Source organism: Streptomyces sp. NPDC048254, from assembly GCF_043201895.1.
In the GTDB taxonomy this organism is placed as follows: Bacteria; Actinomycetota; Actinomycetes; order Streptomycetales; family Streptomycetaceae; genus Streptomyces.
On the sequence record NZ_JBICZJ010000041.1, the window covers coordinates 1 to 25,327 of the forward strand.

Genomic DNA, 25,327 nt, shown 5'->3' on the forward strand with positions numbered 1-25,327 from the left:
GAGGGATTGCGTGTACATGGCGAGGCTCTCGTCCGGTTGAATGTGTGCGAAGTATAAACCAACCGACCGGTCGGTTAATAAATTTGTTGTGGATTTGCGGCGAGACTCGGGTAAACGAGCGAAGTCGGGGCGCGATCGGAGGGGGTGATGGTGGTCCGGCGCGTGGGGTTCGCGTCTTCTGCGGCACAATGCCCGCTTTCCGACGAGGATTTTGCCGATGTCATTTCGAAGCAGTATCGCCGCAGTCGTGCTGGGTGCGGCCGTCTTTGTCTCGCCGCCCGTGGCGTCGGCTTCGGCCGCGCCGGCCGGATGGGTGGCGGCGTGGGCGACCGCGCTGCAGCCTATTCCCGACCTTGCCGCACCGCCGCCGCTCTATCGCGCGCCCGACGTGGCTGGACGGGCCGTGCGCCAGATCGTCTACCCGACGGTGTCGGGGCGTGCTGCGCGGATCCGCATCAGCAATGCCTACTCCCGTGCGCCGCTGGTCGTGGAGGCGGCGAGCCTCGCGCGCGCAGGAGAAGGAGCGGCGCTTGCCGGCGCGGCGGTGCCGGTCCGGTTCGGCGGCAAGGCGTCGGTGACGCTTGCGCCGGGCCAGGAGCTCGAAAGCGATCCGGTGGCGATCGACGTGGCGGCCGGGCGACCCTATGCGATCAGCCTCCAAATGGGGGCAAACCAGCGGATGACGGTCTGGCACCGCGTGTCGAACCAGTTCAATTACGTGTCTGCACCCGGTGATCACGTGAGTGATCCGGGCGCCGCGCTGTTCCGCACTCGCTTTACTCAATATGCATGGGTGAGCGAGCTCGCGGTCGAGGCTGGTTCGGCGCGCGCGAGCGTAGCGGCGATCGGCGATTCGATTACCGACGGGCTGCGCTCGAGCGTGAACCGGAACCGCCGCTGGCCGGACGCACTGGCGCGTCGACTGACCGCCTCTGGGGCGGAGTCGATCGGCGTCGCGAATCTTGGGATCAGCGGGAACCGGCTGCTCAGCGATTCGGCGTGCTACGGCACGTCGATGGCCTCGCGGTTCGAGCGCGATGCGCTGTCGCGTGCGGGGGTGAAGGCGGCGATCGTGCTGATCGGGATCAACGACATCAATTTCGCGGCGATGCCGCCGCGCGCGGGGCTCGATTGCGACCACCCGCATACGCAGGTCACGGCTGCATCCTTGATCGACGGCTATCGCCGGCTGATCGAAGCGGCGCACCGGCAGGGCGTGAAGGTCTTCGGCGCGACGTTGACGCCGGCTGGGCTGCCGGCGGGGCGTGAGGCGATCCGCCTTGAGGTGAACCGATGGATCCGAAGCGGTGGCGGGTTCGACGGTGTGGTCGACTTCGATGCTGTGCTGCGCGATGCGGCGCGCCCGAGCGTGCTGCAGCGTCGATACGATAGCGGGGACGGCATTCATCCGAGCGACGCCGGCTACACGGCGATGGCCGACGCGGTGCCGGTCGAGCAGCTGCAGGCTGCGGTGGGCGGCAAGTGACGCACCGCTATATATAGAGGGAAGTGTTGCCGGCAACGCGCAGGTGAGCGGCGCCATTTGGCCCGTCGAGCCCCAAGCCCCCGTGCGCGTCAGCGCACGGGGGCTTTTTCAAAATATTTTCACAAAGGGGCTTGCGGAGTTGGGGGTGGGTGCTTAGAATCACGCCTCTTTCGCGCTAACGGAAACGCGGCGCGGGAGAAGGGAAGCAGGGTGGGCGGTGTGCTGGAGTCTGAAGCGCGCAGCCGGCCTGGAAGTTGAGCCCCGCAGTCGCAACGATGTAGTGTAAAAAGTTGTTGACGAACTGCGAAACACGGTTGATAATCTCGCTTCTCTGCTGCTGAAAACGCAGCGCTGCCGGGAAACACGAAGTTCCTCGCAGAATGCTCTTTAAAAATTAACAGCCGATAAGTGTGGGCGCTTGATGGCAGCGAGCTGATCCTCGGATCAGATAGCGAAAGTATCAAGAGTCTCACACTAAAGTAAGTCAGGTTTATGAAGTGATTCATATTCCTGTCAGCTTTGAGTGAGCGACCGGTTCTTAACTGAACCGAAAACAGTAACAGGTTTAAACTGAAGAGTTTGATCCTGGCTCAGATTGAACGCTGGCGGCATGCCTTACACATGCAAGTCGAACGGCAGCACGGGTGCTTGCACCTGGTGGCGAGTGGCGAACGGGTGAGTAATACATCGGAACATGTCCTGTAGTGGGGGATAGCCCGGCGAAAGCCGGATTAATACCGCATACGATCTACGGATGAAAGCGGGGGACCTTCGGGCCTCGCGCTATAGGGTTGGCCGATGGCTGATTAGCTAGTTGGTGGGGTAAAGGCCTACCAAGGCGACGATCAGTAGCTGGTCTGAGAGGACGACCAGCCACACTGGGACTGAGACACGGCCCAGACTCCTACGGGAGGCAGCAGTGGGGAATTTTGGACAATGGGCGAAAGCCTGATCCAGCAATGCCGCGTGTGTGAAGAAGGCCTTCGGGTTGTAAAGCACTTTTGTCCGGAAAGAAATCCTTGGCTCTAATACAGTCGGGGGATGACGGTACCGGAAGAATAAGCACCGGCTAACTACGTGCCAGCAGCCGCGGTAATACGTAGGGTGCGAGCGTTAATCGGAATTACTGGGCGTAAAGCGTGCGCAGGCGGTTTGCTAAGACCGATGTGAAATCCCCGGGCTCAACCTGGGAACTGCATTGGTGACTGGCAGGCTAGAGTATGGCAGAGGGGGGTAGAATTCCACGTGTAGCAGTGAAATGCGTAGAGATGTGGAGGAATACCGATGGCGAAGGCAGCCCCCTGGGCCAATACTGACGCTCATGCACGAAAGCGTGGGGAGCAAACAGGATTAGATACCCTGGTAGTCCACGCCCTAAACGATGTCAACTAGTTGTTGGGGATTCATTTCCTTAGTAACGTAGCTAACGCGTGAAGTTGACCGCCTGGGGAGTACGGTCGCAAGATTAAAACTCAAAGGAATTGACGGGGACCCGCACAAGCGGTGGATGATGTGGATTAATTCGATGCAACGCGAAAAACCTTACCTACCCTTGACATGGTCGGAATCCCGCTGAGAGGTGGGAGTGCTCGAAAGAGAACCGGCGCACAGGTGCTGCATGGCTGTCGTCAGCTCGTGTCGTGAGATGTTGGGTTAAGTCCCGCAACGAGCGCAACCCTTGTCCTTAGTTGCTACGCAAGAGCACTCTAAGGAGACTGCCGGTGACAAACCGGAGGAAGGTGGGGATGACGTCAAGTCCTCATGGCCCTTATGGGTAGGGCTTCACACGTCATACAATGGTCGGAACAGAGGGTTGCCAACCCGCGAGGGGGAGCTAATCCCAGAAAACCGATCGTAGTCCGGATTGCACTCTGCAACTCGAGTGCATGAAGCTGGAATCGCTAGTAATCGCGGATCAGCATGCCGCGGTGAATACGTTCCCGGGTCTTGTACACACCGCCCGTCACACCATGGGAGTGGGTTTTACCAGAAGTGGCTAGTCTAACCGCAAGGAGGACGGTCACCACGGTAGGATTCATGACTGGGGTGAAGTCGTAACAAGGTAGCCGTATCGGAAGGTGCGGCTGGATCACCTCCTTTCCAGAGCTATCTCGCAAAGTTGAGCGCTCACGCTTATCGGCTGTAAATTTAAAGACAGACTCAGGGGTCTGTAGCTCAGTCGGTTAGAGCACCGTCTTGATAAGGCGGGGGTCGTTGGTTCGAATCCAACCAGACCCACCATTGTCTGGCGGTAGGTACCTGAGGTTATCTGTACTCATGGGGGCATAGCTCAGCTGGGAGAGCACCTGCTTTGCAAGCAGGGGGTCGTCGGTTCGATCCCGTCTGCCTCCACCAATCACCAACGCTAAGGGCTTGGTTCAGACACTGAACCGAGAATTTTGCATTGGCGATTGAGCCAGTCAGAGTGATACGTAGTACGTATCGGCTGTCGTTCTTTAACAATCTGGAAGAAGTAAGTAATTTGGATAGCGGAAGCGTCTCGAGATGGACGTGAAAGTTATCCGGGTTGTGATTGTATCGATGTATCTCAAGATGATTCGAACTCTATGTTTGACTCAATTGGAATACGGCACAACGCGAGAACTTAACCTGTAGCGACTGTCATGAGACAGACTCGTTATAGGGTCAAGCGAACAAGTGCATGTGGTGGATGCCTTGGCGATCACAGGCGATGAAGGACGCGGTAGCCTGCGAAAAGCTACGGGGAGCTGGCAAACAAGCTTTGATCCGTAGATGTCCGAATGGGGAAACCCACTCCTTTTGGAGTATCCATGGCTGAATACATAGGCCATGTGAAGCGAACGCGGTGAACTGAAACATCTAAGTAACCGCAGGAAAAGAAATCAACCGAGATTCCCAAAGTAGTGGCGAGCGAAATGGGATGAGCCTTGCACTCTTTATTTGTATTGTTAGCCGAACGCTCTGGAAAGTGCGGCCATAGCAGGTGATAGCCCTGTAGGCGAAAACAGTATGAAAGAACTAGGTGTGCGACAAGTAGGGCGGGACACGTGAAATCCTGTCTGAAGATGGGGGGACCATCCTCCAAGGCTAAATACTCGTGATCGACCGATAGTGAACCAGTACCGTGAGGGAAAGGCGAAAAGAACCCCGGGAGGGGAGTGAAATAGATCCTGAAACCGCATGCATACAAACAGTCGGAGCCTCGTAAGGGGTGACGGCGTACCTTTTGTATAATGGGTCAGCGACTTACGTTCAGTAGCAAGCTTAACCGTATAGGGCAGGCGTAGCGAAAGCGAGTCCGAATAGGGCGTTCAGTTGCTGGGCGTAGACCCGAAACCAGGTGATCTATCCATGGCCAGGATGAAGGTGCGGTAACACGTACTGGAGGTCCGAACCCACTAACGTTGAAAAGTTAGGGGATGAGCTGTGGATAGGGGTGAAAGGCTAAACAAACCTGGAAATAGCTGGTTCTCTCCGAAAACTATTTAGGTAGTGCCTCGTGTCTCACCTTCGGGGGTAGAGCACTGTCATGGTTGGGGGGTCTATTGCAGATTACCCCGCCATAGCAAACTCCGAATACCGAAGAGTGCAATCACGGGAGACAGACATCGGGTGCTAACGTCCGGTGTCAAGAGGGAAACAACCCAGACCGCCAGCTAAGGTCCCCAAATATAGCTAAGTGGGAAACGAAGTGGGAAGGCTAAAACAGTCAGGAGGTTGGCTTAGAAGCAGCCACCCTTTAAAGAAAGCGTAATAGCTCACTGATCGAGTCGTCCTGCGCGGAAGATGTAACGGGGCTAAGCTATATACCGAAGCTGCGGATGCGAGCTTTGCTCGCATGGTAGGAGAGCGTTCCGTAAGCCTGCGAAGGTGCCTTGTAAAGGGTGCTGGAGGTATCGGAAGTGCGAATGCTGACATGAGTAGCGATAAAGGGGGTGAAAGGCCCCCTCGCCGTAAGCCCAAGGTTTCCTACGCAACGTTCATCGGCGTAGGGTGAGTCGGCCCCTAAGGCGAGGCAGAAATGCGTAGCTGATGGGAAGCAGGTCAATATTCCTGCACCATTGTTAGATGCGATGGGGGGACGGATCGCGGAAGGTTGTCCGGGTGTTGGAAGTCCCGGTCGCTGCATTGGAGAAGGCACTTAGGCAAATCCGGGTGCGGAATTCAAGGGTGTGGCGCGAGCTCCTTAGGGAGCGAAGCAATTGGAAGTGGTTCCAAGAAAAGCCTCTAAGCTTCAGTCTAACGATGACCGTACCGCAAACCGACACAGGTGGGCGAGATGAGTATTCTAAGGCGCTTGAGAGAACTCGGGAGAAGGAACTCGGCAAATTGGTACCGTAACTTCGGGATAAGGTACGCCCTTGTAGCTTGACTGGCTTGCGCCAGAAGGGTGAAGGGGTTGCAATAAACTGGTGGCTGCGACTGTTTAATAAAAACACAGCACTCTGCAAACACGAAAGTGGACGTATAGGGTGTGACGCCTGCCCGGTGCCGGAAGATTAAATGATGGGGTGCAAGCTCTTGATTGAAGTCCCGGTAAACGGCGGCCGTAACTATAACGGTCCTAAGGTAGCGAAATTCCTTGTCGGGTAAGTTCCGACCTGCACGAATGGCGTAACGATGGCCACACTGTCTCCTCCCGAGACTCAGCGAAGTTGAAGTGTTTGTGATGATGCAATCTACCCGCGGCTAGACGGAAAGACCCCATGAACCTTTACTGTAGCTTTGCATTGGACTTTGAACCGATCTGTGTAGGATAGGTGGGAGGCTATGAAACCGGAACGCTAGTTTCGGTGGAGCCGTCCTTGAAATACCACCCTGGTTTGTTTGAGGTTCTAACCTTGGCCCGTGATCCGGGTCGGGGACAGTGCATGGTAGGCAGTTTGACTGGGGCGGTCTCCTCCCAAAGCGTAACGGAGGAGTACGAAGGTACGCTAGGTACGGTCGGAAATCGTGCTGATAGTGCAATGGCATAAGCGTGCTTAACTGCGAGACCGACAAGTCGAGCAGGTGCGAAAGCAGGTCATAGTGATCCGGTGGTTCTGTATGGAAGGGCCATCGCTCAACGGATAAAAGGTACTCTGGGGATAACAGGCTGATACCGCCCAAGAGTTCATATCGACGGCGGTGTTTGGCACCTCGATGTCGGCTCATCTCATCCTGGGGCTGTAGCCGGTCCCAAGGGTATGGCTGTTCGCCATTTAAAGAGGTACGTGAGCTGGGTTTAAAACGTCGTGAGACAGTTTGGTCCCTATCTGCCGTGGGCGTTGGATATTTGAAGGGGGCTGCTCCTAGTACGAGAGGACCGGAGTGGACGAACCTCTGGTGTACCGGTTGTCACGCCAGTGGCATCGCCGGGTAGCTATGTTCGGAAGAGATAACCGCTGAAAGCATCTAAGCGGGAAACTCGCCTTAAGATGAGATATCCCTGGGGACTAGATCCCCTTGAAGGGTCGTTCGAGACCAGGACGTTGATAGGTCAGGTGTGTAAGCGCAGTAATGCGTTCAGCTAACTGATACTAATTGCCCGTAAGGCTTGATCCTATAACAAGTCTGCCTTGTAGATCTGCGCCGTGCGACAGCACCGGCCGCGATCCAAAGCGACAAGTTGGATTCTCGTGTGTGATACACACAACTCAAGATTACTGCTTCTTCCAGGATTGGTTGTGCTGCGAAGCCAGCGCAACAACCCTCTTTGCCTGATGACCATAGCGAGTCGGTCCCACCCCTTCCCATCCCGAACAGGACCGTGAAACGACTCTACGCCGATGATAGTGCGGATTCCCGTGTGAAAGTAGGTAATCGTCAGGCTCCCTAAGCCAGAAACCCCCGCCCGAAAGGCGGGGGTTTTTGCATTTCAGCGACGGAAATGCGTGTGAAGCGGGCAAGGCCCGATTCATTTGAAATCAGAGAGCATCACTCGCTTGCCAAGAATTCTTGTTGGCTGGCGATCAGCGATGCGCCACATGCAGTCTTCATCCCGTCCAGCGCAACGGCGCGGCCTTCAATAGTGTACTGGCTGGAGCCCTGAACGATCGGGTAAGCTTTCAACTTATGGGTCTGCTTTCAGGTTGTGCTATCTACGTGTCGGGTGTCGTAAATGTTGAAAAGTCGCCCCATTGAATTTATTGGAGTTTTTCACTAACTCTGTCACGGCGTTTCGAGCTTTTTGACGCGAATAGTGAAAAAACTCGGCAGTCACGCCACAAAACGTGAAAATTTTTGCGGGTGGACCGCAGAGGCTCGCGGCACAAGGCTCTGCGCCGCGCGAACTGAGAGTGGAACTGATAGGCGTGAATCGCACGAGCATCGCGAGCGGCGGAAAATCTGCGAGGGTGGGACGCCGCGTCCCGCGAGCTGGCTTCAACTGACCCTGGCCCCGAACACGGCCGACCCCATTGTGAATCCTCTGTGGAGTACGGCCATGAAATCGGATCGGATCTGTGCCGCCTGCGGCACACCCTTCACTCCGCTCTCACACATCCCTCATCAACGCTTTTGCTCGGCCAAGGCATGCCAGCGTGCTCGCCGGCGTGCATGGCAGCACCAGCGCATGCGAGTCGATCCCGACTATCGCGAGAACCAGATCCGCGCCCAGGCCAGCTGGCGGGCCCGACATCCTGACTACTGGCGGCACTACCGCGAGACGCACCCGGCCTATCGCGATCGCAATTGCGCGATGCAGCGACGACGAAATGCACGGCGGACTGCTGGTGCCATTGCAAACATGGACGTGTGGCCGGCCTGTCGCCCGTTGGCATCTGGGTTCTACATCCTGCGCAACGCGGTTGAGGCAGGCGTTGCAAAGATGAACGCGTGGACGGTGCACATCGCCGTGCTATCTGAGCCAAGGCCGGTTCCGGCGTGATTGCAAAGAGATGACGTGTACGAAAAGAGTCTATGGCCTGCTACCTTGGCTGTGTACTCGCTCGCATTCGACGTCATTGCAAGGCGCGACGCGTTCACCGATACAAATCCCCTAATCGATGCCGGGGATGGCGCAGCGAGGGGCGGTTGCCAGTCGGAGCTGGATCGTGGACCTCGATTGCACATGCGAATCCGTTGACGAGCAGGCCTGCAGGATGCGGGCTGCTGAATACGTTCGGATGTCGACGGAGCACCAGCAATACTCGACGGAGAATCAACGTGATCGCATTCGCGACTACGCTGCTCGTCGCGATCTTGAGATCGTGCGGACCTACGCCGACGAAGGTAAAAGCGGTTTGCGTATCGATGGGCGCCAGGCGCTGCAGCAACTGATCCGGGACGTGGAAACCGGCATGGCCGATTTCCAGGTCATCCTCGTCTACGACGTAAGCCGCTGGGGACGATTCCAGGATGCAGACGAAAGTGCCTATTACGAGTACATCTGCCGGCGTGCAGGCATCCAGGTCGCCTATTGCGCTGAACAGTTCGAGAACGACGGCTCGCCAGTTTCGACGATCGTCAAAGGTGTGAAGCGTGCGATGGCCGGTGAGTACAGCCGCGAGTTGTCAGCGAAGGTCTTCGCTGGCCAGTGTCGGTTGATCGAGCTCGGTTTCCGGCAAGGCGGACCTGCAGGCTATGCGTTACGCCGGATCCTCGTGGACGAACATGGCCTCATGAAGGGGGAATTGCAACGCGGCCAGCACAAGTGCCTGCAGACGGACCGCGTCATTCTGATGCCAGGCCCGGATAGCGAGGTGCGTATCGTCAACCTGATCTACAGCTGGTTCATCAATGAGTCACTCAATGAGCACGAGATCGCCGCACGCCTGAACGGCATGAACGTTCAGACGGACCTTGGGCGACCCTGGACTCGGGCAACGATTCGGGAGGTGCTGACCAACGAAAAGTACATCGGCAACAACGTCTACAACCGTGTGTCGTTCAAGCTGAAGAAATCTCGTGTCACGAATCCGTCGGAGATGTGGATACGCAAGGAGGGTGCGTTCGAACCCCTCGTGCCGAGCGAAACGTTCTATACAGCGCAGGGCATCATGCGGGCGCGGGCCCGGCGCTACTCGAGTGAGGAGCTTATCGAGCGTCTGCGAAACCTGTATCGAAGCCGAGGCTTTCTATCCGGCGTCGTGATCGACGAAACGGAGGGTATGCCGTCCACCTCGGTCTACGTGTATCGCTTCGGTAGCTTGATTCGTGCGTACCAGACGGTTGGCTTCACGCCCGGCCGTGACTATCGTTATATCGAGACGAACCGCTTCATTCGGCAACTGCACCCAGAGATCGTTGCCGAGACGGAAAAGAAGATTGCGGATCTCGGCGGATCCGTGTCGCGTGATCCGGCGACGGACCTGTTGACCGTGAATAGGGAATTCACTGCCTGCATCGTGCTGTCACGGTGTCAGGTGCGCAGCAGCGGCCGTAACCGCTGGAAGGTGCGGTTCGACACGAGCCTGCTGCCGGATATCACCGTCGCAGTCAGGCTGGACCAGAGCAACTCGACTGCGCTCGACTACTACCTGCTGCCGCACATCGACTTTTGGCAGCCTCGCATCAGCCTTGCGGACTGGAATCCGATCGAGTTCGAGAGCTATCGCTTTGACACGCTGGACTACTTATACGGCATGGCACAGCGTGCTCGACTGAGGAGACGAGCATGACTCAGCGTGAACAGCCCGGTGAGGTTCGGATGATCCCGATCAGCCAGATTGAGGTGATCAATCCTCGCGAGCGTAATGGTCGAGTTTTCGACGAAATCGTCAGCAACATCAAGACGATCGGCCTGAAGAAGCCGATTCTGGTCACGCCGCGGGCAACGGCCAGTGGCGTGGAGAAGTACCTTCTCGTGTGTGGGGAGGGACGACTGAAGGCGTTCCGATCACTCGGCGAAACGACGATACCAGCCCTTGTGGTGAGCGTGAGCGACGAAGACGCGTTCATCATGAGCCTGACGGAGAGGAGCTAGCGACTTTGCCGAAGTATCTGGCAGAACGTGTATGGCCGAGCGGGAGTCCAGCATGACCGGCGTAGCACTTGGGTTCATTCCCGAACCACTTTCCGTTCCAATCGCGAGCATCTTGCCATCGCGACGCACGCCTGCCGGCATGATGAACTCGCGAAAGTTCAAGCAAATCAGAAGCTCCATCGAAGAGGTGGGCTTGATCGAGCCGCTTTCCGTTACGCCGGTCGACCAGGCATCGGGCAACCACGTCCTGCTCGATGGGCATCTGCGATTGATCGCGTTGCAGGAGCTCCAGTTCAACACCGTGTCCTGTCTAGTTGCAACTGACGACGAGAGCTACACGTACAACAACCGCGTCAATCGACTATCGACCATCCAGGAGCACTTCATGATTCGTCGGGCGGTTGAACGAGGTGTGTCCCCGGAGCGGTTGGCGAAGGCGCTGTCGGTAGATGTGTCTCAGATCATCAAGAGGATGGCATTGCTGGATGGGATTTGCGCTGAAGCGACCGAGCTCCTGAAGGACCGGCAGTTTTCGCCGGAGCTCGCGCGAGCGCTCCGGAAGATGAAGCCGACGCGGCAAGTCGAATGTGTTGAGCTCATGGTGGCAGCAAACAACCTGTCCGTCTCGTACGCTGAAGCGTTGCTCGTTGCGACGCCGGCTTCGCGGCTGGTCGAAGGGAAGAAACCGAGGAAGCTTGCCGGCGTGAGCCCCGAGCAAATGGCGAAGATGGAGCGGGAGATGAGCAATCTGCAGGGGCAGTACAAGGTGGTCGAGCAGACTTATGGACAGGACGTGCTCAACCTCGTGCTCGCAAAGGGCTATCTCGCGAGGCTGCTTGAGAACGAATCCGTGCGCCAGTACCTGCAAGCCCAACAAGCGGATTTGCTATGCGAACTGCAGTCCGTCGTCGATACGATCGCCTTAGAGCAGCCGGCCCTCGATCCCACTGCCTGAGCTCAGATAGTTTGGCGGAGTATCGTTTCAAAAATCGGTCTGCTGATCACGAAAATTGCGTGATCCAAAATTCGTATGTTGAGACGTTGCGAATTCGTCTAAAGAATTTTACCTTTATGTCGTTATGCGCTTAAAGGGGCTCACTGCGTGTTGCAGTCGAGTGGTTCCATAGCCTAGATCGTGAAAATAATGAGCAATATGACTTGTACTCACTGCCGCACTGGGGTTCCGCGCGGCGCGACGGTTTGCACCGGGTGTCAGGCTGAAGTTGAGTATGGGCCCGCAAGAGGACTTTTCGGCGCGGCGCTACTTGCTGCCGCGTTCGCGGGCTATCAAGCGCATCGCCACCTGCCCGAGTCCATGTCAGTAGGTGGCTGGGTTACAGGTGCAGTGGTGTTTGTTGGGCTTAGCCTGCTCATACAAAAGATGTTCGGCGACCGCGTCGTGTTTAAGCGCGTGTACAAAACCCGGCGATAGCTGCAGAGCATCACGATTTCTCAGTCGGCCATGTATCGGCGAGGCTGCTCATATGTGCCTGTCATGGATCGGAATGAATGCCCTCTTCTAACTACTGCCGGCAAGTAGACCGAGCGCCTCACGAAGTAGCGCTATTGTTGATGTCCGGGCAGAACTGACCCACTAGAGCTGGAAATTTTCATCGAATTTTGACCCACGTGATTGAATGCTCTGCTCAATCTTTGAGCAGGGGATACAAAGGTGATCACGGTGGGTATATTGGCCAAGATCAGGCGGATGTATTTCCGCGAGAAGGTCCCACTGCGCGAGATTGCGCGGCGTACGGGCCTGTCCCGAAACACGGTGCGCCGCTGGCTGCGGCAGACTGATGCTGTCGAGCCGAAGTATCCGAAGCGCGTCAGCCCGAGCGTCATCGACGACTGGGCCGCACAGCTGACAGGTTGGCTGCGTGCCGACAGTCATCGCCCGAAGCGTGACCGGCGCACCGCCCGGTTCATGTTCGAGGCGATCCGCGCCGAGGGTTACGCCGGCAGCTACGGCCGCGTAAGCGCGTTCGTGAGGCGTTGGCACGAGGAGCAGGCTGAGGCGCCTCGCAGGAAGGCCTTCGTGCCGCTCGCCTTCGAACCCGGCGAAGCCTTCCAGTTTGACTGGAGCTGCGAATACGCGTTTGTTGGCGGGCTACGGCGACGCCTGGAGGTCGCCCACGTCAAACTTAACTCCAGCCGCGCGTTCTGGCTCGTCGCCTATCCCACACAGAGTCACGAGATGCTGTTCGATGCGCACGCCCGCGCATTCGCCGCGTTCGGCGGCGTGCCGCGGCGCGGCATCTACGACAACATGAAGACCGCCGTGGACAAGGTTGGCCGCGGCAAGGAGCGTGCGGTCAACGCGCGCTTCGAAGCGATGTGCAGTCACTACCTGTTCGAGCCGGAGTTCTGCAACCGGGCTGCAGGCTGGGAGAAAGGCATCGTCGAGAAGAACGTTCAGGACCGGCGACGTCAGATTTGGCACGAAGCAGCGCTACGGCGCTGGGAAACGCTGGAGATCCTGAACGAATGGGTCGCTGGTCAGTGTCGTGAGGCGTGGCACATGCGGCACCCGCAGTGGCCTGAGCTGACAGTCGAGGATGTGCTGCAGGACGAGCGTACCCGGCTGATGCCCAATCCACGGCCGTTCGACGGCTACATCGAGCAGACCCTGCGAGTCTCGTCGACCAGCCTGATTCACTTCCAACGCAACCGCTACAGCGTGCCCACCGAGTACACGAACCAGTTGGTGAGCGTGCGCTGCTATCCGGCATATCTCAGCGTCGTCGCCAACGCCCAGGAGATCGCACGCCACGAACGCAGCTTCGAGCGGCACATGACCTTCTACGATTGGCGCCACTACGTCACGCTGGTCGAGCGCAAACCCGGCGCACTGCGCAACGGCGCACCGTTCATCACGATGCCGCAGCCGCTGCAACTGCTGCAGCGGCATCTGCTGAAACACCCGGGCGGCGATCGCGTCATGACGCAGGTGCTCGCTGCGGTGCGCGAACACGGGCTCGATGCGGTGCTGCTCGCCGTACAGGCTGCGCTGGATTCAGGACGCCCCAGCGCAGAGCACGTCCTGAACGTGCTGAGCCGGCTGAAGGCGCCCGTCACGAATGGCAGCCTCGCCACGACGAAACTCCAGCTCAAGGAAGAGCCCGCGGCCGACGTGAACCGTTACGAGACGCTGCGTGCCAACCCACCGGAGGATCGTCATGTCTAACGATATCGCGGCCCAGCTCAAGGGTCTTAAACTGCACGGCATGGCGAGCACGTGGCCGGAGCTGCTCGCGCAGTCGCGCCACACTGACTTCGAGCCGGAGCGCTTCATGAAGCAGCTGTTGATGGCTGAAACCGCCGAACGGCAGGTGCGCTCGATCGCCTATCAAATGACCGCTGCGCGCTTCCCGGCCCACCGCGACCTGAAGGGCTTCGACTTCGCGCAGGCACACGTCGACGAAGCGCTGGTGCGCGAACTGAGCGAGCTGTCGTTCCTCGAAAGCGCGCACAACGTCGTGTTCATCGGTGGTCCGGGCACTGGCAAGACGCACCTCGCCTCAGCGATCGGAATCGAAGCCGTACAGCGCCACGGCAAGCGTGTGCGCTACTTCTCGACCGTCGAGCTGACCAACGCCCTGGAGCAGGAGAAGTCCATCGGCAAACAAGGCCAGATCGCCCACAAGCTGATGTACGTCGATCTGGTGATTCTCGATGAGCTGGGCTATCTGCCGTTCAGCCAGACCGGCGGTGCATTGCTGTTCCATCTGCTCTCAAAGCTTTACGAGCACACGAGCGTCGCGATCACGACCAATCTCAGCTTCGGCGAGTGGGCGAGCGTGTTCGGGGATGCAAAGATGACGACAGCGCTGCTGGACCGCGTCACCCATCACTGCCACATCGTTGAAACGGGCAATGAATCGTGGCGCTTCAGGACCAGTTCTGCCAAGGCGAAGACGACAAGAAAGAGAGCAGCAAAACCAGCGGGTAACGAAGAGTTATCCACACCGGAATAGATGTACTACGCTGTCTCGGGGTGGGTCAGATTTAGATGAAATCGGTGGGTTAAGACTCGGTGGAAATCAACACTCTTGCCAATTCTGGAACCCCGAATTCCTTCGCACCCTTGCTCATCAGATCACGATAAACAGAATCTATACGATCGGTTGTGGTGCGGGACGCGCGCCATAGGATCGTGAATGCTGTAACGGCGCGGACAACGCAGGAAAATTCGGATAGTGCAGTCGCGCGGTCTTCAGGGGCCGCAGACGTCACCTCGGCAGCGTACTGGGCCAACAATGGCGCAGTTATCGTATGACCAATATCAACGAGGAATCGCAGGCATAGGGCGACCGGATCGGCAAGTGGATCGCCTCCCAAGGCCGGCTTGGAATCTCCGTCGACCCACACCGCGTCGAAGAAGCGCGAAAGATCTGCGAGATGCCTGATGAAAAGTTGCTGGTCCGGCCTGGTCTTGCACATATCGAACGATTCACGCATGAAGCGACGTTGCTCAGCCAGATTTTTCGACCTTTTCTCGCCTGTTTCGGCAAGAGCGAAAGCGACCAGAAGGTCGGCAGAGCGCTTCTGGCGCTCTTCGGCTTTTGACGCCCTTTTTAGATACGAAAAGGCAATGTCGAGCTGTTTCTTTTCCTCGGATGAGTTGTACTTCGCAAGCCCAACAGATTGCACAACTTTCGGCGTGAATGTCTCAATTGCAGTCAGCGGTTGCCCGGTCGTATTTAACGCCTCGAACACATCAAAGGCAAAATCCTCGGTGGTAGCAGTGACCACGACCAGCGTGATTCGCTCAAGGGCGAAGCGAGCAAAGAAGAGAAGTGAGACAAGTCCGGTCGCAGCCTGCCACCAGTTTTTGGTTTTGGCATCATCGACCTCCAGCTCGAGCTCGCCAGCATCGTCGACCATCAGCTCATGAGATTGGCTGCTCAGAATCGCCTCCAGGGCTTCCTGCATAGCTCTCGGAAACTCCTCGCCGAACAGTGTCTCCTGCTTGCCCGTGTCGCGAACAATGTCGAGCAGCCGCGGAAACTCCTCGTCGGACGGCAGCGCCTTCAGTTTCGCGCGCATCACTTTCATCAGTTTCAGTATGCGGCCGTTCTCCGCAGACTTATCCGCTGATTTCTGAAGATGTGGCAGGAACTTCGCCCAGTTGGGGTCGTTTTGCTCGCGGAAGCTAACAAACTCGAAGAGCAGCCATGCGATCGGCGACTCATAGACCGCCTTGTCTGCATCGTATGACCATGTATCGATGAAGGCCCGAATCATCTTCGGAAAGAAACGGAATGCGCCCTCACCATTGTTTTGCTTCTCTGCCAACATCTGGGAAAGCAGGCCACGCATATCATTGACACGCGTCTCAATCCATATCTTAGTTTCGTCACTGACGGTGACCTTTGACTTTTTGAGTTCGTTCCACTGGGTTTCAATCTCAAGAAGCAAGGCAAGACACAGCATCAGCAACGTGGTTAGCCGTTGCTGACCGTCGATGACTGTCATTACCTGACCATACACCTGATTTTTCACTAAGGGGTTGATCGTGGTCTTCTTGGCATCATTCATCGTTATGATCGTGCCGATGAATGTGATCGATTCGTCAGGTCGCTTCAGTAACGCATCGAGACCTTGCAACGTGTCATCAATTAGCCTTTCGACGTTTGATCTGTCCCAAGCATAGTCCCGTTGGTATGGAGGGATATACAGGCCTCGCCCGTTTTTGGAGACGAAATCGTAAAGACTTTCTGACGTGGCTTCGAATATTTTTTGAGCTGGACTGACCACCTATCTACCCCCTCGATATCAGTTCTTGTTACTTGTGACAGACTAAGCAAGCTCCGCCACCCTCGTCTTCTAGAAAAAGGTCATCTATATCTACGGCGCCCTCGAGCTGCTGGCGCAGTGGATTCGGCCGTCTTCTGGCCATTTCGCGCTGCATGCGCAAGTCGTAGTCTGCCTGAATCTGCGCCATTCGCTCCGGTCGCTCAAGCTCTTCCAGAGATTCCCGCTGTGACCACGTAAATGGCGAGCCGTGATCTAGTGCGGTTTTCTCGTAAGCCTTCGCCGCCTCGAACGCATCAGGGTGAACCTGCTTAAGCCGCACCCACTCGATTTTTTGTTGAAAAAAGCAGAAGGTGCAGCCGCTGCGGGACCGCCAGCCGTAGTATGCAGGCAAACCGAGACCGGAGGCCTCCAGAATTTCGATTACCCCCGGTTTATCGATGCCGTGTTCGCGAAACGGCAGGCGAACGTGCATGTTTTCGTGCTGAGCGACCATGCCTTCCCGGTGATCCTCGTCCGCGCGGATCGCTACATAGCTAATGACAGTGTCTCCGTCATTGAGCCACGGCCGTACCCAACGCTTAAACGGCTCGAGTTTGAGCTGGCGCGTACACCAACGCGTGTTTGGCGAAGGGAGGAAGTTATTGTACTGTCGAAGCCAGAAGTCGAAGCCGCGGTTCGGATTTAGATATTCAATCGGTCGGCCAAGGAACCCCTCAAGGCGACCAAGAAATTCATAGACTTCCGGAAGTTCCTTTCCGGTATCGGTAAAGAAATAGTGTATATCGAGTTCTGGAAAGTGTTGCCGCATGAAAATTGCCAGCGCAGCACTGTCCTTCCCGCCAGACAATCCGAGTACATGTCGTTCGGCCATCAGGCTGCCTCCTTTTTCGACTGTTTCATCAACAGCGCACCAGCCTCAGCAAGCGCGGCCAAAACGATTTCCGGCTTTTCTTGATAGACGGTTGCGAGAACCCGTTTTACCAAATCATCTACTGCCGGAATATCGGATTCGGACACGTCAACCGTACCGGTCACGTCGTTCCCATGACTGGCTCCAAACACTACGCCGATTACCCGACGCGTCGATGGCCGGCCCCGTAGAGTCGCCATTGCCTCTGCCCTACGAAATTCGATTGCCCAATTACTCAGCTGCAAGATCGCGGCATCGATGTCTCGGTCGACCCAGCTGATACTGGGTTTACTTACGGCCAGACTGATCAGGCCTTCAACGGCCGCTTGTGAACCGTCAAACTGCTCAAGCCGACCAGCAAAGGCATCTAGACGAAAGTCGCCAGTGATCCCTTTGACCGTAATCGCACGCAGGTGAAGTGACTCCAGTGTTCGACCTTCATGGTCGAGCGCGGACAGCAGAGCCTGGCTGACACTGGCCAGCATTTCCCCGTAGCAACGCGTCAACTCATCTGTGACCGACTGCAACTTCGCAATGAGGTCGACTGGCGCCGAAACTTGCAGCAAGCTGGGCAGATCGGTGAAGAGCACTTTATGAGGGTCATGTGCTCGAAGAAGCATGCCGCGAACTTCCTGCGATGTAGACGATATCGAAGTTGTTCGCTTCGCCCACTCCGGAAGATCAACCACCATACCAACCAGCGCTCGAGCGGCATCCAGAGGACCTACTTCGTCATCCTCCGATGCTTCACCGACACTTTCGGCGATCGCCTGAACGATCATCGCTTCATCCTGCGATGCTTCAACGAATTGAAATCGGATGCTTCGAGGATCGAGCAACCACTCATCGATTACCGCTTCGGACAGGTCAGGAGTGAAGACGCCATCGACATACATGGCCACGTATGACCTGCAGGCCATAAATAGCGCAAGTGCCAGTACGGGCATTACACCAGCGCGCAGCCCATAGGGTGGGGCAGCCCAGAATGCATAAAGCTCGGCGAGTGTGAGGTTCGATCCAGATTCCGTCAGCCGGACCTGCGTCGCCCACCAGAGTGCTTCCATCGAAGTCCCTCTGCGGTTCGCATTCGGCGGCCCGAAACTCCACTGTCTATCTTCCCGACGGGCGTGCAGCCCTGGCGCTTGGAGGAGGGAATAGTAAAGGCCAGCATCCGCTGGATACCCGTCGTAGCCGAGGTTCTCCCTGTCTGCATGGGTAACCATCCGATACAACAGGTCCTTTCTCGCTCGAACGGAGTTGCTTGATGGCTCCTCGCGATTGATCAATTCGCTCAGAATGTGCGGCGTCCTTGGAAAGACATCCTGTGCGATCGATGATGCTATTACCGACAGGCTCACGCCGCGCTCGCGGTTTTGCAGTTCCCCCTGTCTGTACCACTTCGACAGGGAAAACGCATCAGCAAGTTCCTCTTCTAGCGCAGCTCTTACCGACTCCATTCGGCCGATGAGCTCCCGTCGGGCGACAGCGTCACCTTCAAGTTCTGGGCGCGTGTTAAGGACGCGGTCAGTGGCCGCTAGTTCTAGGCTGAGTTCGGTTATGCGCTCAGCATTGCCAGGCACACCCAGAATTGCGGATCCATTCTTTATGGTACCGCTGAGTTTTTGCGCTCGATTATCTGCGGACCGCTCTGACTGACCGGTTTCAGGCAGGCACAGCCAGAAACAGCCGACGGCGCCCTTATCAGTACCAATGCGCTCAACGGCGTTCTCTACATCAGCTAACCTCACAATGCGTCGGGTGAACCATCGCATTGTGCCCGTCTCGTGATATAGCCGTTTGGCGAGGATGGGCTGCAGATCGCTCAATGCGGCAACTTGCTCAAGCGGCGGCGCACCGATTTCCGCGCGCGCCAGATTCATCGCACCGTCAATGTCGAAATCACTCCCCGCGTATACACCATAGGCGCCGAGATGCTTGCGTTCGATCAGAATTTTGCGGCGAACCAGCTCTTGCAAAGCGGCATGAGTCTGTTGAGGGTCTGCGCCCTGTATTGAAACCGCGAGAACGGACTCCTCGGGCACTAGCCCTGTGCCATTACGGAACATCTCGATGAGCGCGACGGCTTTTACAACATCAACATGGACGGGGCTGCCGCCTGCTTCGGCGCGGTCAACGGCATCGCATGCTACTGCCCATCGGTGGCTGTCTGGTGACGCGAGGATTGCAGGCTCAAGGTTGGCTCGCAGATAGTCCCAGTATTGTGCGGGACCATACATCGACTCCCAGCGATTCGGCTGACCGTCGAGGAATTCGAGAAAGCCCAACGGCTCGCGCGAGGCAAGAAACCCGAATGTGCTACGCTCATTTTGACCAAACCTACGCTTTGAAATGGGACCCAAAAGGGCTGCCGTGACAGGGTGTACTGGCCAGCAGCGCAAGAGCCCTTCGGCCAGGCGGGCAGGTGCTCCGGGACGCCTAGTCCGGATCGCGGTTGCAATGATATCTACGAAAGCTGAAGCACTGTTACGGATGGCCTCATCGTCCACCTGTATCGCTCTGCCAATGAGCTCAATGACTTCGTCCGTAGCTGCAACGAGAGGTATATCAACGAACCGCCCTTGTACCTTTGCCCAGTCATCTTGCGCTTGTCGCCCAAGGCGTGCAGCGTACGCATCGAACGGCTGATGCAGGATGCCGACCACAATCAGCTTGCCACTCGTGCGGCTAGCTGCCTCTGCAAGCTCCTGAAAGAAGTAGACGTCATCGCCTCCATGAGCGGAAGCTTCGAGAAACTTCCCGAGTTCATCAATGACGATTAGGACACCTTGCTTATGAGTCTCAGCAGTCTCAACCAGATCGGCGATGACATCAGATGCTTTTCGCTTTCCGGCTTCTTCGCCGCCCTTTGCTCGTGCAAGAGCCTGTCGTAGATCCGAAATAACGCTAGCTCGTCTTCCGACGACCGGCAAGACCATCCAGCCGTCTCCTCGCGACGCAAATACTTTTGCGACTGCACTATCGGCCGGCAACGCCAGAATTTGTCGTGCCTTTTCGCGTAGCTTGGCATTCGGACCGACGAGCGAGCACAACATCAATGCAAGGGAAGACTTCCCTCCGCCGTACGGCCCCGTCCATGTAAAGGCCCGTTGCTTTGTGTCGACAAGTTGACGAGCCATGTTCTCTAGCAACGCCTTGGCAGTACCTTGGCAGACGTAACCAGACAGTGCGTCCTCTCGCCCGAAGTCTGTGTCCAAGCGGACCGAACGAAGAAATTGTCGAGAAATAGTAACGGCATCCGACAATTTCTGTTCCGGAATATCGTTATGCTTAGCGCTTCGCATAGGCTGCTCTCAATAGCTTCAGTTTTGTTCCCTCAATATCTTCGAGCGCGCGTCCCAATCGCGTCACTTGGCGTATCCCGGCTTGCTCGGTCCACTGAATCAGCCCGTTGCTCAACGGCTCTAGTGCTGTAAGCCTCTCCGCAACCGAACTTTCATCCAGCTTGAACACTCGCCCAGGCGATCCGTAGTCGTGCGCGACTCGATCGAAGGCCATCACTGAACCCGAGTGTTCAAGTCGCTGCCAATAGTCCAGCAACGCGAAAGCAAACACGCCGTCGGGAAGCGACCTCTTCAGGCCGCGACGAAACTCAAAAGAACCCTTTGCATTCTGCTGAATCAAACCGAGTTCACCGAGAAGAGGTTCGCTCATTTCCTCAAGAGATTCGCCACCCGCCTTCGGGACATAGCTACGTACGCAGCATTCGACATCTCTCTTTAGGGTCGCGGCGGAAACCTTCAACTCGCGGTCCGCAGCAAGGTTAGAAATCAGCTTTACGACGTGTTCCCGGTCGAATGTTTGCTGTACGACATGATTGAACAGTACGTACCATGTTGTGGTTTTTTCCGGAGTCGAGGCAAGAAACCAATGCATGAGCCATGTCGTCGCAGGTTTTTCGCAAAACGGGTCGACGCCTGATGATGGATCAAATAGAAAATTGGCGAGCCCGGTGGGTCCAAACCCACCTTCCTTCTCTTCGATGATCTTGCATGCCGTAGCCCAGAATCGGATGGCCGTGACCATGTTCTTCCCGACACCAAATCGGACGATTGAGTCCTCATCGGCGAACGTCGATTTCGATACCGGCGTGTCATCTCCGGACACGGCGTCGTATGCCTTGCGCAGCCAAAGCTGTCGCAAGGGGAAGGTCTCATGCCCGGAAAACTGCATCCGGGAGCTGTTTTTAAGGGTGTCCATCGAGCGATTCTATCACCCGAACTGGACGACGCCACCAGTTCGCCTCACGAGTCTTGCAGCTACCTCCAGTGTACGGGAATGGTTGGCTATCGTCTGGCGTATGCAATTTGCAAAATCTATGATTGGGGGTGCGCCTCGCGCGAAATCTTTGTGCAGCGTGGTACGCGTGATAAAACAGCATCCGAGAATGGCCTGAAGGCAATGATTCTGCTCGCGCCGACTGGCGACTATGGCCACTGTACCCGGACAGTCAACGCATGCTCTAGGCGGTCAGCGGACGTCGCCGCCCGTGACCGGTGACCGTGAAGGTCCCGCGTACAGCTTTGCAGTCTGTATTGAGGAGAGGTTTGATGAATCGGCGTGCCAACACTGCAGGCAAGCGAGTGGGCTCGAGTCTGTACGTCCATCGCGATGCCGCGCTAGACATCGACTCACCGTCGATCGAGCTCCTCCGTGAGGCCCTCGCAGTTATCGCTCAAGCCGAGCCGCAATGGAATGTGGTCAGGTTATCTCTTGTGGATCGGGAAGTTGCCTTCCTAGACTATCCCTTGTTCGAAATCGAGCCGTTTCCGTGTCTAGCGTCGAGCTGCCTCGTGAAACTAGACCCGGAACCTCAGTTCAGCATCCGTGATTTTCGTTCCTCCCTCAATCCGCCGATTCTGCACCGGAAGGAACTTCTTCTCCATCTGGATGACGCGCGCCGTAGCCACTGGAGTCGCATCACCGCGGATGCAGAGGCAATCGGTCTTTTTGACGAGAATTTTAGGATCGGATTTCGCAACGATTGGCTTCAGCGAATAGCCGCAGCAGGATATGAGCTGATCGGAGGGGTGTTCGTACCTTCAGGCAACTTTGTCGGCGAAGACTTTGCAGAATCCGTAGTCGGGCCGCGGCCGGCTACCGTTGAGAGATATAGAACAGCGCTGACTCGTTCAGGGTTGTCAGCACCGATACAGGCGCTAATTAGATTCGGATTGCTAACAAAAGATAAGTCGCTGTTCGACTATGGATGTGGGAAGGGCGACGACATCGACGGGCTAAACAATGAAGGGTACAGCGCAAGCGGATGGGATCCCCATTTTGCTGCAGCGGCTCCCATAGTCGGGTGCGATCTAGTCAGCCTGGGATTTGTTCTGAACGTCATCGAAGATCGCGAGGAGCGCGATCGAACACTAAGTCGTGCATATGGACTCGCTCGTGTTGCGTTGTCTGTAGCAGTGATGACAGAAAGCGGATCAAGCAATCGAGGGCAACCGTATCGAGACGGCTATCTCACTTCACGCCGAACCTTTCAGAAATACTTCTCGCAGGCTGAATTAAAGTCGTATATCGAATCCGTGCTCCAACGCCCTGCATTGCTGGTGGCGCCCGGAATAGCTTTCGTGTTTGCCAGCGATCAACTTGAAGAGCGGTTTCGCTTGGATCGTCAGCGCTCGTCGCGGGTCTATCTTCGAGTCGCGCAAACCCGTCGGATGCATCCGCCTGCTCCCCGGCGTCGTATTCAGGCGTCGGTCGCGCTCTACAGCGCGAACCAGAGCGAATTTGATCGCTTATGGGCTAAGCTGCTACAGCTTGGGCGGGCGCCGATGCCTGATGAGGCAGAGGAGTTTGTCGACCTTGTCGATGCATGCGGGTCACTTGCCAAAGCGGTTCGTTTATGCGAGGCAAACAATGATCTGGCGGAGCTCGAACTGGCTCGACGCGAAAGAATCGATGACTTGAGGGTCTATTTTGCGCTGCAGGTATTCCGCGGACGCATTGCGCTAAAAATGCTGAACGCATCTCTGAGGCGGGACGTAAAGTGTTTCTTCGAATCTTTAGGTGCGGCCCAGGCTGCTGGTGCTGAACTTCTCAGAACTATCGCTTCACCTTCTATCATTGCTGAAGCCTGCACGCAGGCTGCTCGAGCCGGGTTTGGATATTATCTCGACAATCATTCATTGCAGATTCATACGTCGCTGGTAGATGCACTTCCCGCGGTGCTCCGGGTGTACATTGGAGCGGCTGCGACTATCTATGGAGATGTTCGAAGCGCGGATCTTGTCAAGGTTCACGTCAGATCGGGAAAACTCACTATCCTCGAATTTGACGACTTTGACTCATCTCCAACGCCGCTGCTTCGGCGGCGTATCAAGATACATCTCCGCACACAGCAGATTGATGTGTTCGAGAGCGGGGAAAACTACGAACCCACGGTTTTGCTCGGCAAGTCTAAGTTTATCAACGAGGAGTTCCCCGGATACGCGGAGCAGGTCACTTTGGATGAGCAGCTTCTACCCTTGTGCCTTTCGCTGCCCGACCATGGGCCGACGAAATCACAATTTCAACAGTTGCTCCAGAATGAACGGGTCGAGCTAGCAGGATTCGAGCTTAACCCCTGCAGAACTATCCCAGACTTGGACGATGCTTGCGGTAAGTGGTACTCGTATAGAGATTTAGTTCAGTGCAGTGAGACCGCTCAAGCCGCCGCGATCGACAACGTTCCGCTTGTTCCGCAAAGCTACAACGCACTGCTAGCGCTGACGAAAAATATCCTGGACCCCGTTATCGATTATTTTGGTCGAATCCGGCTTACCTTTGGCTTTTGCTCGCCGCAACTGGCCCGTGCAATCAAGCGACGAGGCGTGGGACGTATTGCGCCAGACCTTGATCAGCATGCTGCCCACGAAGTCGATCGCTTCGGGAAGCTAATATGCGCCCGTGCAGGTGCCGCTGTCGACTTTCTGATTGAGGACGAGGACATGTATGCTGTTGCCGAGTGGATTGCGATCAACCTGCCGTTTGATCGCATCTATATATACGGGGCAAATCGTCCCATACACGTATCGTTCGGCCCCGAACCGGCGAGGCAGATCGTATTCGTGGATCGGAGTAATGGAAGGGTGCGGCCACGAATTGTGCGAGACTTTTCCGCGCTTCCAAGGTAAATCGCGACAACACAATGTTCAGTTTTGTCGGAATGGCGAGCCGACGAATTTGTGACGCCTGGGGCGAGCTTGATCAATTGCACGAGCCGCTAAACAGAAAGCCGGCACAAGACCGGCTTTCTGTTTGTGAGGCGTAGGGATGCGCTTCGTAAGGAGATGGACAATCCTGTACCCGGGCAAAATTAATCTTCCTGTCCCATCATCGGAGCTACGTGGAATGCCTGATGACGGTGCGGATGGATCAACTTCTTGACCTTCGAGCCTGGATCTGACGCTATGACGGTCGCCGCACCTCTAGAAGGCTGGTGCCTGAAAAGAGGTGCGATGCACGCCAAACAACTTCCGAGAATTTTCACTTAGTGCGACTGCGGTTGTCACTATTCGTGGGACGTTTTTCACTAATAGTGACTTTCGACACTACGGCATGAGTTAAACGTCAATATTCCCCGCCCGCAACGCATTGCTCTCGATAAACGCCCGCCGCGGCTCGACATCATCCCCCATGAGGGTAGTAAAGATCCCATCCGCCGCAATCGCGTCTTCGATCTGCACACGCAGCAGACGCCGCACGGCCGGATCCATCGTCGTTTCCCACAGCTGCTCGGGGTTCATCTCGCCGAGCCCCTTATAGCGTTGCTTGGAGACGTTGCGTTCGGCATCCGCCAGCAGCCACTTCATCGCGCTCTTGAAGTCCGCCACGGCCATGCTGCGCTCACCGCGCTTGATGACCGCACCTTCGCCGATGAGCCCTTTGAACGTATTCGCGGTGGTCACGAGCTGCTGATAATCCGCCGTGTGCTGGAATTCCTGGTCGATGACCGAAACGCGCACGTTGCCGTGATGCGTCCGCTCGACATGCAGTGCGCGCTGTTCCCGAACCGGATCATACGAAGGCACAACCCGCACTTCGTTCTTCAGCGCTTCATCATGCAACGCAGCGTGCAGCGCCTTAGCCGAAGCCTCGGTCGACTCTTCGTTGGAAAGATCGATCACCACACCGTCCATGACCGCTTCCAGCGCGGCCGGGTCATACAACCGGCTCAACCGCTCGATCACGCTCTGCGACAGCAGATACGACCGCGCCAGTTCCCCAAGCGCATCGCCGGAAATCGCCGCCGCGTTCTCACCCGGCACCAGCT

13 protein-coding genes, 2 tRNA genes, 3 rRNA genes and 1 pseudogene are annotated in these 25,327 nt (G+C 56.6%); 13 read left to right on the forward strand and 6 right to left on the reverse strand.

Features of this window, described 5'->3' with window-relative positions:
- Positions 1-217: 217 nt before the first annotated feature.
- The 6 genes from ACGFZQ_RS51680 (at position 218) to rrf (ending at position 7,279) form a co-directional block, all read left to right on the forward strand.
- Positions 218-1,486, forward strand: coding sequence for an SGNH/GDSL hydrolase family protein (locus ACGFZQ_RS51680; protein ID WP_105815073.1), 1,269 nt, complete (start codon positions 218-220; stop codon positions 1,484-1,486).
- Between the two features lie 567 nt (positions 1,487-2,053).
- Positions 2,054-3,586: ribosomal RNA gene (locus ACGFZQ_RS51685) — 16S ribosomal RNA — on the forward strand.
- 64 nt (positions 3,587-3,650) lie between these two features.
- Positions 3,651-3,727: transfer RNA gene (locus tag ACGFZQ_RS51690), tRNA-Ile, on the forward strand.
- Between the two features lie 38 nt (positions 3,728-3,765).
- Positions 3,766-3,841, forward strand: a tRNA-Ala gene (locus ACGFZQ_RS51695).
- A gap of 289 nt (positions 3,842-4,130) precedes the next feature.
- Positions 4,131-7,012: ribosomal RNA gene (locus ACGFZQ_RS51700) — 23S ribosomal RNA — on the forward strand.
- 154 nt (positions 7,013-7,166) lie between these two features.
- Positions 7,167-7,279, forward strand: a 5S ribosomal RNA gene (gene rrf, locus ACGFZQ_RS51705).
- The 16S, 23S and 5S rRNA genes sit together here with 2 tRNA genes alongside, the layout of an rRNA operon.
- Before the next feature lie 105 nt (positions 7,280-7,384).
- On the opposite strand, the gene ACGFZQ_RS51710 is transcribed toward rrf, so the two are convergent.
- Positions 7,385-7,519, reverse strand: a complete 135-nt coding sequence (locus tag ACGFZQ_RS51710; protein ID WP_198108122.1) for a PAAR domain-containing protein — start codon at positions 7,517-7,519, stop codon at positions 7,385-7,387.
- A 502-nt stretch (positions 7,520-8,021) separates the two neighbouring features.
- Here ACGFZQ_RS51710 and ACGFZQ_RS51715 point away from each other — a divergent pair.
- From ACGFZQ_RS51715 to istB, 6 genes are all read left to right on the forward strand, one after another.
- Positions 8,022-8,336 (forward strand): hypothetical protein, encoded by a 315-nt coding sequence (locus ACGFZQ_RS51715; protein WP_232357157.1) that lies wholly within the window; start codon positions 8,022-8,024, stop codon positions 8,334-8,336.
- 214 nt (positions 8,337-8,550) lie between these two features.
- Positions 8,551-10,068: a recombinase family protein gene (locus ACGFZQ_RS51720; protein WP_375805167.1), complete on the forward strand. Its 1,518-nt coding sequence runs from the start codon at positions 8,551-8,553 to the stop codon at positions 10,066-10,068.
- A complete protein-coding gene (locus ACGFZQ_RS51725; protein WP_375805168.1) occupies positions 10,065-10,373 on the forward strand; it encodes a ParB N-terminal domain-containing protein in 309 nt (102 codons plus the stop codon). Before ACGFZQ_RS51720 ends, ACGFZQ_RS51725 begins: the two co-directional genes overlap by 4 nt.
- Before the next feature lie 52 nt (positions 10,374-10,425).
- On the forward strand, positions 10,426-11,328 hold the full coding sequence (locus ACGFZQ_RS51730; RefSeq protein ID WP_069353979.1) for a plasmid partitioning protein RepB C-terminal domain-containing protein: 903 nt from the start codon (positions 10,426-10,428) through the stop codon (positions 11,326-11,328).
- A 726-nt stretch (positions 11,329-12,054) separates the two neighbouring features.
- The gene (istA, locus tag ACGFZQ_RS51735) at positions 12,055-13,560 is read left to right on the forward strand and encodes an IS21 family transposase (protein ID WP_132020947.1); all 1,506 of its coding nucleotides are present in this window, start codon (positions 12,055-12,057) and stop codon (positions 13,558-13,560) included.
- Positions 13,553-14,350 (forward strand): IS21-like element helper ATPase IstB, encoded by a 798-nt coding sequence (istB, locus tag ACGFZQ_RS51740; protein WP_060091270.1) that lies wholly within the window; start codon positions 13,553-13,555, stop codon positions 14,348-14,350. The genes istA and istB overlap by 8 nt, the downstream gene beginning before the upstream one ends.
- 49 nt (positions 14,351-14,399) lie before the next feature.
- Here the strand turns inward: istB and ACGFZQ_RS51745 are convergent, their stop codons facing one another.
- The 4 genes from ACGFZQ_RS51745 to ACGFZQ_RS51760 are packed head-to-tail and all read right to left on the reverse strand — an operon-like array spanning position 14,400 to position 21,261.
- Positions 14,400-16,133: a DUF262 domain-containing protein gene (locus ACGFZQ_RS51745; protein ID WP_393846440.1), complete on the reverse strand. Its 1,734-nt coding sequence runs from the start codon at positions 16,131-16,133 to the stop codon at positions 14,400-14,402.
- Positions 16,134-16,161: 28 nt separating this feature from the next.
- Positions 16,162-17,004, reverse strand: a complete 843-nt coding sequence (locus tag ACGFZQ_RS51750; RefSeq protein ID WP_124632231.1) for a phosphoadenosine phosphosulfate reductase family protein — start codon at positions 17,002-17,004, stop codon at positions 16,162-16,164.
- The gene (locus ACGFZQ_RS51755; protein ID WP_124632232.1) at positions 17,004-20,345 is read right to left on the reverse strand and encodes an ATP-binding protein; all 3,342 of its coding nucleotides are present in this window, start codon (positions 20,343-20,345) and stop codon (positions 17,004-17,006) included. The genes ACGFZQ_RS51750 and ACGFZQ_RS51755 overlap by 1 nt, the downstream gene beginning before the upstream one ends.
- Positions 20,332-21,261: a DUF4007 family protein gene (locus ACGFZQ_RS51760; protein WP_124632233.1), complete on the reverse strand. Its 930-nt coding sequence runs from the start codon at positions 21,259-21,261 to the stop codon at positions 20,332-20,334. Before ACGFZQ_RS51760 ends, ACGFZQ_RS51755 begins: the two co-directional genes overlap by 14 nt.
- Positions 21,262-21,611: 350 nt before the next feature.
- Here ACGFZQ_RS51760 and ACGFZQ_RS51765 point away from each other — a divergent pair, with 350 nt between their 5' ends.
- Positions 21,612-24,188: a DNA phosphorothioation-associated putative methyltransferase gene (locus ACGFZQ_RS51765; RefSeq protein WP_198113351.1), complete on the forward strand. Its 2,577-nt coding sequence runs from the start codon at positions 21,612-21,614 to the stop codon at positions 24,186-24,188.
- A gap of 429 nt (positions 24,189-24,617) precedes the next feature.
- Here the strand turns inward: ACGFZQ_RS51765 and gyrB are convergent.
- Positions 24,618-25,327 (reverse strand): annotated as a pseudogene (gene gyrB / locus ACGFZQ_RS51770) (DNA gyrase subunit B); the annotation flags it as partial.